The 8,199-nt window shown below is 42.0% G+C and carries 6 protein-coding genes; all 6 read right to left on the bottom strand.

Annotated elements, in window-relative coordinates; all coding sequences use genetic code 11:
• Positions 1 to 156: 156 nt before the first annotated feature.
• A complete protein-coding gene (locus L4C32_RS19720) occupies positions 157 to 1,386 on the bottom strand; it encodes an ammonium transporter (RefSeq protein ID WP_428198604.1) in 1,230 nt (409 codons plus the stop codon).
• A gap of 29 nt (positions 1,387 to 1,415) precedes the next feature.
• Positions 1,416 to 1,754, bottom strand: coding sequence for a P-II family nitrogen regulator (locus tag L4C32_RS19715; protein ID WP_428198603.1), 339 nt, complete (start codon positions 1,752 to 1,754; stop codon positions 1,416 to 1,418).
• A 189-nt stretch (positions 1,755 to 1,943) separates the two neighbouring features.
• Positions 1,944 to 2,312, bottom strand: coding sequence for a YacL family protein (locus L4C32_RS19710; protein ID WP_428198602.1), 369 nt, complete (start codon positions 2,310 to 2,312; stop codon positions 1,944 to 1,946).
• A 139-nt stretch (positions 2,313 to 2,451) separates the two neighbouring features.
• Positions 2,452 to 5,049 carry a bifunctional aconitate hydratase 2/2-methylisocitrate dehydratase gene (gene acnB, locus L4C32_RS19705; protein ID WP_428198601.1) on the bottom strand — a complete coding sequence of 866 codons (2,598 nt, stop codon included), beginning with the start codon at positions 5,047 to 5,049 and terminating at the stop codon, positions 2,452 to 2,454.
• A gap of 220 nt (positions 5,050 to 5,269) precedes the next feature.
• Positions 5,270 to 7,585 carry a patatin-like phospholipase family protein gene (locus tag L4C32_RS19700; RefSeq protein WP_428198605.1) on the bottom strand — a complete coding sequence of 772 codons (2,316 nt, stop codon included), beginning with the start codon at positions 7,583 to 7,585 and terminating at the stop codon, positions 5,270 to 5,272.
• A gap of 414 nt (positions 7,586 to 7,999) precedes the next feature.
• Positions 8,000 to 8,199 (bottom strand): hypothetical protein (locus L4C32_RS19695; protein ID WP_428198600.1); only part of this gene is annotated, 200 nt, incomplete at its 5' end.

The raw sequence follows: 8,199 nt of genomic DNA, 5'->3' as shown, positions 1-8,199 counted from the left end.
TTATTATACAAATAAAGATGCGAATCACAACTGTTTATCATCAATAGATGTAACTAAATGTTAAAACATTGACTATAGTCATCATCGCCATTACTCATTATAGATAAAAAAGCCCTTGCAAATGCAAGGGCTTTTTCAATAGTGTTATATCACACTCTATTTTGCACTAACAAACTCAGGGTAAGCTTCCACACCACAGTCATGAAGATCCATGCCTTCAAGTTCTTCATCCCCCGTAACACGAATTCCAATGGTTGCTTTTAGCAGTGCCCATACCGCAATACTTGCCGAAAAGACCCATGCAAAGATAACAACCGCACCAAACAACTGGCTACCAAACTCAGCACCTTCATTGCTAAATGGCACGACCATCAGACCAAAGAAACCACACACACCGTGAACAGAGATAGCTCCAACAGGATCATCAATCTTCACCTTATCCAAAGAGATAATACTGAATACCACCAAGGCTCCAGCTAGTAAACCAACAGTTACTGCTGCTAACGGTGATGGTGATAGAGGGTCGGCGGTAATCGCAACAAGACCCGCTAACGCTCCATTTAATACCATGGTTAAGTCCGCTTTACCCCACATAAGCTTACACACAGCTAGAGAAGCAATGGCACCAGCTGCTGCTGCTGCGTTAGTGTTAAGAAATATTTGTCCAACCGCAGTGGCATTCTCAAAGTCTGATACCATTAACTGTGAACCACCATTAAAGCCAAACCAACCAAACCAAAGGATAAACGTTCCTAATGTCGCTAATGGCATGTTTGAACCTGGAATTGGGTATATTTCACCTTTTTTACCATACTTACCTTTACGAGCACCTAACAGTAATACGCCAGCTAATGCTGCTGCTGCACCTGCCATATGAACAATGCCTGATCCTGCAAAGTCGCTGAAACCGGCAGCCGATAAGAAACCACCACCCCATGTCCAGTACCCTTCAACTGGGTAGATAAACGCGGTAAGTACCACGGTAAACGCTAAAAACGCCCACAACTTCATTCGCTCGGCCACTGCGCCAGACACCACTGACATTGCGGTTGCAACAAAAACAACTTGGAAGAAGAAGTCGGACTCAAGCGAGTGATCCGCGCCTTCGGCCTGTGAACCTATCAATGCGCCAATTGACGGAATAAAGCCACCTTCACTATTGCCCACATACATGATGTTGTAACCCATGAGTAAAAACGTCGTACAGGCGATGGCGTATAAAACAATATTCTTAGTTAAGATCTCAGTCGTATTCTTAGAGCGAACTAATCCCGCTTCTAACATGGCAAAACCGGCTGCCATCCACATCACCAACGCACCTGAAATCAAAAAGAAAAAAGTGTCTAGTGCGTACCGAAGTTCGGTAACTGTTGTTGCTAATTCCATAATATTTACCTCTATCGCTGAATACTGACTTAAAGTGCTTCGTTGTCCATTTCATTTGTACGGATACGTACCGCTTGCTGTAGGTCATACACAAACACTTTTCCATCACCGATTTTTCCGGTATGCGCCGCTTTAGTAATCGCTTCTATTATTTGATCGACATTTTCATCTTGAGTGGCAATCTCAATTTTTACTTTTGGCAAGAAGTCCACTTGATACTCAGCACCTCTATATAACTCGGTATGCCCTTTCTGACGACCGAACCCCTTAACTTCTGATACTGTCATTCCATCAACACCCACTTCATGTAGTGCCTCGCGTACATCATCCAATTTGAATGGTTTTATAATCGCGTTAATAATTTTCATTTTGTGCTCCCTGCTATTTAATCTATCTACTCCTTACCTTTCAAGCTACGTGCCAATAATAAATTCACAATAAAAACAGTTAGTTATAAACCTAGCGACCCATTAACGAAAAAAGGCCGCACCAATGCGGTGCGGCCTTTCACTGATATAATGCACAATAACTACCGGTGCACTAAAAAAAGACGCCGATTAAAATCGAGTAATAAATGCCTTCCAACTCTCAATCATTTGCTCAAAATCTTCTAAGCCACAACTGGAGATACTCTCTTCATTATAAAAGTCGATACCCTCTTCAAACTCTTCATCACTGTGGTGCAATACACTGTTCTCTTGCACGACCGCTTCTTCTGCCGATAAAATCAGCGTCATTTCATTGCCAATCAACGTCCATTCATTAGCGCTGTTCTTTAACAGGTTAATCTGAGTAAAGAGAGTCTCAATGACCTCAAAATCTTTACCTACTTCCTCTAGTAACCAACGACCTAAAGCTTCATGCCCCATTGAGAAGTTGGCATGATACGTTCCCTCTAACGTGTTTTTCTTAAAATCATAATCCATCGTTGTCTCACCCTTTACTGCTCTAACCAATCATACAGCGCTCATTGTGATTATCTGCTTCATTTTTGCAACTTGTTAATGGGTTTATGCATAAAAAAAGCCCTCATAAAGAGGGCTTCAATAACTTAATGTTTACTTATTAAGCTTTAGATTGAAAAATCACGGTGTCTGCTTTTTCAGTGTACTCAGCCATCTTATGGAAGTTCAAATAGCTATAAGTATCTGCAGCCGTTGCATCTAGTTGGTTTGCATACTCAATGTACTCTTCAAACGTAGGGATACGTCCTAGAATTGCACCAACTGAAGCAAGTTCTGCAGATGATAAGTATACATTAGCACCATTACCTAAACGGTTAGGGAAGTTACGAGTAGAGGTCGACATTACCGTCGTTGCATCTCCAACTCGTGCTTGGTTACCCATACACAGAGAACAACCAGGAGTTTCAATTCGAACCCCTGCACGGCCAAAGATACCGTAGTAACCTTCAGCAGTCAGTTGGTCTTTATCCATCTTAGTTGGCGGAGCAACCCATAAGCGAGTTTCTAACTGCCCAGTATGTTTATCTAACAGCTTACCAGCAGCACGGAAGTGACCGATGTTAGTCATACAAGAACCGATGAACACTTCATCAATATTAGTGCCTTGTACTTCAGACAGAAGACGAGCATCATCTGGATCATTTGGTGCACAAAGAATCGGCTCTTTAATATCAGCAAGATCGATTTCAATCACATGAGAGTACTCAGCATCAGAATCAGCAGACATTAGTTCAGGGTTATCTAACCACTCTTGCATTCCTGCAATACGACGCTCAATAGTACGTACATCGCCGTAACCTTCAGATATCATCCACTTCAACATGACAATGTTCGAGTTTAAGTACTCTGAAATAGACTCTGGAGACAGTTTAACGGTACAACCCGCTGCAGAACGCTCTGCTGAAGCATCAGACAGTTCAAACGCTTGCTCAACAGATAAGTGCTCAACACCTTCAATCTCTAATACACGACCAGAGAATTCGTTGATCTTGCCTGCTTTTTCAACCGTCAGAAGACCTTGTTTAATGCCATATAGAGGGATCGCGTGCACGAGATCACGAAGCGTGATACCCGGTTGCATTTCACCTTTAAAACGAACTAATACTGATTCAGGCATATCCAGTGGCATTACGCCCGTTGCGGCTGCAAATGCAACAAGACCGGAACCCGCAGGGAATGAAATACCTAAAGGGAAACGTGTATGTGAATCACCACCAGTACCTACCGTATCAGGCAGCAACATACGGTTTAGCCATGAGTGAATAACCCCATCACCAGGGCGCAGCGATACACCAGAACGATTCATAATGAAATCAGGTAGAGTATGGTGTGTATTCACATCAATGGGTTTAGGGTAAGCCGAAGTATGGCAGAAAGACTGCATCACTAAATCAGCAGAGAAACCAAGGCAGGCAAGGTCTTTTAGCTCATCACGAGTCATTGGTCCGGTAGTATCTTGAGAACCAACCGTCGTCATCTTAGGTTCACAGTATGTGCCAGGACGAATACCCGTAACACCACACGCTTTACCAACCATCTTCTGAGCAAGCGTATATCCTTTGCCTGTATCAGCAACTTCGACTGGACGACGGAATACATCTGAATCTGGTAGGTTTAGAGCAGTACGAGCACGATCAGTAAGTCCGCGACCAATGATCAATGGGATACGGCCACCGGCACGAACTTCATCAATCAGAACATCCGTTTTGAGAGAGAACTCAGAGATAGTTGTACCTGTCGAGTGATCAGCAACTTTACCTTCAAATGGGTAAACATCGATCACATCACCCGTGTTCAGCTTAGTCACATCGACTTCGATTGGTAATGCACCAGCATCTTCCATTGTATTGAAGAAGATAGGAGCAATTTTCCCACCTAGAACATATCCGCCAGCACGTTTATTCGGTACATATGGAATGTCATCACCCATAAACCAAAGTACAGAGTTAGTCGCTGATTTACGAGACGAACCCGTACCAACAACATCACCCACATAAACCAGCTGATGGCCTTTCTCTTTTAGTGCTTCAATTTGATTGATTGGACCAATTGAACCTTCTTGATCAGGGTTGATACCATCACGACCAATTTTGAGCATTGCGAGAGCGTGTAGGGGGATATCAGGACGAGACCAAGCATCAGGTGCCGGAGAAAGATCATCGGTGTTGGTTTCACCCGTTACTTTAAATACAGTAAGGGTAATTTTCTCTTGCAATGCAGGCTTTGATAAGAACCATTCAGCATCAGCCCAAGATTGGAGAACCTGTTGAGCTGACGAATTTCCTGCTTTTGCTTTCTCTTCTACGTCATAGAACGCATCAAACATTAGAAGAGTATGTGATAGTGCTTTTACAGCGATTGGAGCCAACAGTTCATCATCTAAGAATGACACTAAAGACTCTATGTTGTAACCGCCTTGCATGGTACCTAATAGTTCAGTTGCTTTTTCACGACTGACTAATGGTGATGTAGCCTCACCTTTTGCAACGGCCGATAAGAAACCAGCTTTAACATAAGCTGCTTCATCTACGCCTGGTGGAATACGATTTTCCAGAAGGTCTAAAACAAACGCTTCTTCACCTTTTGGTGGATTTTTAACAAGCTCAATCAGAGCTGCTACTTGTTCTGCATTTAGAGGTTGAGGTACAACCCCTTCAGAAGCACGTTCTTCGACGTGTTTACGGTAAGCTTCAAGCACGACTTATTCCTCTCATTGCGGTTTACCCCTAATGGATAAACATCCTTGGAACATTACTGGTAGGCATAATCATCTGATTTTTCATGTTTATTCCATAACACTCTTTTAAAAACAGATTAAATAATCACACCAAACCAAAACTGTGGGGAAAGATTATAGCAAATTTAACTTAAAATTAAAATCTGATCCTTTTCAACAACATTTGACTAAAGGCACATTTTTACAGTGTTTTACCTAAGATCAGGTATATAGAATCGTAATCTTTTTCGGTTCTTCCATAAGCAAGAATAATGGGGCCGATTGGGGATTTTACACCAGCAAAAAGTGAACCTGCAGTGTATAAATTTGCATCATTCATGACTGTTTTCCCACTCCATACTCCTCCATATTCAAGTGTAGCACCTATATATACAGGAGACTCAAAGACACCAAAGTCATTTTCCATCACTTTATACCGATAGGTGAAACTACCAAAAACCAAATTCTCTCCAGACAGACTGTCTTTTGGTGTTCCCGATAATCTCATAAAACCACCCAGCTCATGAGGGGATAATACCAAGCGCTCTTGCTCTTTATTTTCAACACTGCCGTACTCTGCATGCCCGACGAAAGTATGACGGTCAAAGGTAATCGCTTTACTTGCAACAGCAGAAAATTGGATTACAGAGTCTTCGGTTTGATTGTTGATACTAGATGATGCTTTATCTTGAGAATAAAGGTATTCAGCCATGACTAAGTGGCCACTACTAGGCAGCGAAAAGTCATCAAGGGTGTCTAAGCGATATTGGAGGAATGTACCTTTTCGTTGATAGTCAGCATTTAACTGTGAATACCCAGATAATGTAGCTTCACCGTCAGTAAATCGTAAACCAAACCTGATATCCTGCCAAAGGTAGTGTTGCGAGCCTATAGCACCTTCAAAGGTCAACTCGTCGTAATCAATAGGGATGTAAGTCTGAGTCGACTCCAATGTTGGTTCAATACCAGAGTAATGCTTACTTTCCGAAGTGAAACTGGCTCTGAGAACACTGAAAAAAGCTTGCTCGGAAAAGTAAGGAGTATAAAGTTCAACCAATGCCAACTTATCAGTACCGATTGCGAAGTTTGTTCTAATTTCAGAACCAATGTTATTGTAGCCAGTTAGATTTATATCCGTAAAATTCACAGACATGCCGAGTGAATATTTACTGTTATTGTTAAAATCATCTTCTAACGCAAACCTAAAATCAAGATAGTTAGGTCCCCATGATTTCTCTTTTACGTTAATGGTTAATGTGGTTTTCTCTTCATTTTCATATTGGTAGTTATAGGTTATTTTCTCAAAACGGTCTAAAACATAGAGGTTTCGGATACTGGCTTCTAGATCTTCAATATCAATGGTAGCACCCTCATTAAGATTGAGACGTTCTAGCAACAGTTCATCGCTGTACTGACTGCTATTATTCAATGCAATATTAGTAACGATTAAATCAGCCCCAAACTTAAGGTTAGATTTTCTTTTTTCAACCTTATTCTTATACTCTTCATACTCTTTAGGAGTAATCGTTAGCGATGCCAGCTTCTCTTTGCTCTCGAGAGCTGATTCATAACCAAGAAGCAGTGCTTGATTCATAATTTCGAACTGAGCAGTATCCATTTTCCCAACATTGGGTTGAAGTAATACATCTCTACCAGTTAATAACTTGCCCTGCTCTGCTGTGCTTTTTTTGACCATGTAATTGGTTAACTGATTCATTACGGTCAAATAACTTGAAATCTGGTCTTCATCTTTGTAATCACTGCCTACATCTACAGCAATAATAATGTCAGCCCCCATGGCTTTTGCCACATCAACTGGCATATTATTCACGATCCCGCCATCAACTAATAATCGACCTTGATAAACCGTTGGAGGCAGTGCACCTGGCACTGACATACTGGCCATCATCGCTACCGTTAAATCTCCGTGATCTATCACTACCGCTTCTAACTTCTCGATATCAGTGGCTACAGCTCTGAATGGAATGGCTAAATGATCGAAGGTATCTAAGCTGGCTAAATTACGATGTGATTGACGTAAGATCTTACTCATCGTTTGACCTTGCACCACGCCTTTTGGCGCTTTGAAGCCATCTAAGCCAATGCCTAGATCCGTTCGAATTTGATATCTATCTTCATAAACTTTATCCCGAACCTTTCGTTCTCCACGCTCAACGGTATCTAAAAACCCACTGTTCCAGTGTGTATTATCAATCAGTGCTTCTATCTCTTCTACGCTCTGCCCTGAAGCATACAAGCCACCAATAAAGGCTCCCATACTAGTCCCAGTAATATAATCTACCGGAATATTCATCTCTTCTAATGCTTTAATCACTCCTATGTGAGCAGCTCCTTTGGCGCCGCCACCTGCTAAAACCAAGCCTATTTTCGGGCGTTCAGCATCAATTTCAGCATTAGCATTAGCATTAGCATTAGCATTAGCAAAATGTGAGAATAAGCTAAACAGCAGAACGAATAGAATAATTGTCGAGCGAGATCGAGAAGGTCGAAAAGTGATATGCACAGAGAGTCCTTTATAAGGCATGAGGTATAACTTATAAATTTAGACTACCTGATTGATAATCATATATAAAGACGAATAGTACATTTCTCAGTTCCATTAGAGCAACTATATTGCTATTTTCTTAATAATGGCGGAGTGGACGGGACTTTCTAACACCTTGAGAGCAACACGTCCCCCGGCATGACAGGCCGGCTTCTCTAATAAACAGCTAACCAACTGGACTACCACTGCGCAGTGTCTATTCTCTTATCGTTGCAATTTCGGTATTGCTCAGACGAAAAAAACCTGAATCGTGAGATTCAGGTTTCTTAAAAATGGCGGAGTGGACGGGACTTTCTAACACCTTGAGAGCAACACGTCCCCCGGCGTGACAGGCCGGCTTCTCTAATAAACAGCTAACCAACTGAACTACCACTGCGCAGTGTCTATTCTCTTATCGTTGCAATTTCGGTATTGCTCAGACGAAAAAAAACCTGAATCGTGAGATTCAGGTTTCTTAAAAATGGCGGAGTGGACGRGACTTTCTAACACCTTGAGAGCAACACGTCCCCCGGCGTGACAGGCCGGCTTCTCTAATAAACAGCTAACCAACTGAACTACCACTGCGC

Origin of the sequence: Aliivibrio kagoshimensis (assembly GCF_050337105.1) — a bacterium.
GTDB lineage: Bacteria > Pseudomonadota > Gammaproteobacteria > Enterobacterales > Vibrionaceae > Aliivibrio_A > Aliivibrio_A kagoshimensis.
Note: the sequence above shows the minus strand (reverse complement) of the source record. Positions and strands in the feature narration are given on the sequence as shown.

Bases quoted from the DNA above. Each gene is read 5' to 3' on its own strand.
- L4C32_RS19710 (WP_428198602.1), bottom strand. From the start codon at position 2,312: ATGGATTATGATTTTAAGAAAAACACGTTAGAGGGAACGTATCATGCC.
- L4C32_RS19720 (WP_428198604.1), bottom strand. From the start codon at position 1,386: ATGGAATTAGCAACAACAGTTACCGAACTTCGGTACGCACTAGACACT.
- L4C32_RS19715 (WP_428198603.1), bottom strand. From the start codon at position 1,754: ATGAAAATTATTAACGCGATTATAAAACCATTCAAATTGGATGATGTA.